The organism is Neisseria sp. HMSC070F02, assembly GCF_001814225.1.
In the GTDB taxonomy this organism is placed as follows: domain Bacteria; phylum Pseudomonadota; class Gammaproteobacteria; order Burkholderiales; family Neisseriaceae; genus Neisseria; species Neisseria meningitidis.
Genome location: NZ_KV815419.1, coordinates 1 through 1,690, shown reverse-complemented (window position 1 = coordinate 1,690; position 1,690 = coordinate 1). Strand labels below are relative to the sequence as shown.

Sequence of the window (1,690 nt, the reverse complement as noted above, 5' to 3'; positions counted from 1 at the left end):
CATAGTAGCTTCTCGTCTAAACATTTCAAAAGAAACTTGTACGGTAATTTATTTGGGAATAAACTAAAACTACATCTGACTACAAAACTGGAGAACCCGAAATGAAACAATTGGCCATGTACATCAACGGACGCTTTGAAAACGATTTCAACGGCGAATGGCGCGACGTATTGAACCCGTCCACCGAAGAGGCCATCGCCCGCGAACCCAAAGGCGGCAGGGCGGACGTTGACCGCGCCGTAGCGGCGGCGCGTGCGGCGCAACCGGCTTGGGAGCGTCTGCCTGCGGTCGAACGCGGCGCGTATTTGCGCAAAATCGCCCAAGGCATACGCGAACGCGCCGACGAGCTGACCGACACCATCGTTGCCGAAGGCGGCAAAACCAAAGACTTGGCGCGCGTGGAAGTGATGTTCACCGCCGACTATCTCGATTACCAAGCCGAATGGGCGCGCCGTTACGAAGGCGAAATCATCCAAAGCGACCGCCCGCGCGAAAACATTTTATTGTTCAAACGTCCGCTGGGCGTAATTGCCGGCATTTTGCCGTGGAACTTCCCTTTCTTCCTGATTGCCCGCAAAATGGGTCCCGCCTTAGTAACGGGCAACACCATCGTTGTCAAACCCAGCAGCGTAACCCCGATCAACTGCCACATCTTCGCCGAAATCGTCGATGCGGTCGGATTGCCCGCAGGCGTGTTCAACGTGGTGAACGGTCCGGGTGCGGAAATCGGCAATGCCTTGTCTGCCCATCCGCAAGTCGATATGGTCAGCCTGACCGGCTCCGTCGAAGCAGGCCGCCAAGTGATGGAAGCCGCTTCCGCCAACATCACCAAAGTTTCGCTGGAACTCGGCGGCAAAGCCCCCGCCATCGTTTTGAAAGACGCGGATTTGGATTTGGCGGTGAAATCCATCTTGGCTTCGCGCGTCGGCAACACCGGTCAAATCTGCAACTGCGCCGAGCGCGTTTATGTCCACAGCAGTCTGAAAGACGCATTCATTGAAAAAATGACTGCCGCCATGAAAGGCGTGCGCTACGGCAACCCTGCCGAAGCCGAAGCAGGCGCGCTGGAAATGGGCCCGCTGATTGAAGAGCGCGCCGTCAAAGCCGTTGCCGAAAAAGTGGAACGGGCAGTCAAACAAGGTGCGAAACTGGTCTGCGGCGGCAAACGCGCCGAAGGACGCGGTTATTTCTTCGAGCCGACCCTGCTGACCGACACCGACAACAGTATGGACATTATGAAAGAAGAAACCTTCGGCCCCGTTCTGCCCGTTTCCGCTTTCGACACGCTTGACCAAGTCATCGCACTGGCTAACGATTGCGAGTTTGGTCTGACCAGTTCTGTTTATACGACTAATTTAAACGAAGCCTTCTACGTTACCCGCCGCCTGCAATTCGGCGAAACCTACATCAACCGCGAAAACTTTGAAGCCATGCAAGGCTTCCACGCGGGCTGGAAAAAATCCGGCATCGGCGGCGCGGACGGCAAACACGGTTTGGAAGAATATCTGCAAACCCAAGTCGTTTATCTGGAAACCGACATTTAATGCCGCTTTAAAACCCCGATAGAAAATGCCGTCTGAACCCGTTTTCAGGTTCAGACGGCATTTTTACAGTTTCACCGGCAATCAGTCATGACCGACATCGATGTTTTTGTCTTTGTATAGTGGATTAACAAAAATCAGGACAAGGC

Annotated in this window: 1 protein-coding gene; it reads left to right on the top strand. The window is 54.3% G+C overall.

Translation table 11 applies throughout. The features are described 5' to 3' along the window. Positions 1–101 precede the first annotated feature (101 nt). Positions 102–1,544 (top strand): aldehyde dehydrogenase, encoded by a 1,443-nt coding sequence (gene aldA, locus HMPREF2959_RS05150; RefSeq protein ID WP_002214856.1) that lies wholly within the window; start codon positions 102–104, stop codon positions 1,542–1,544. Positions 1,545–1,690 lie beyond the last annotated feature (146 nt).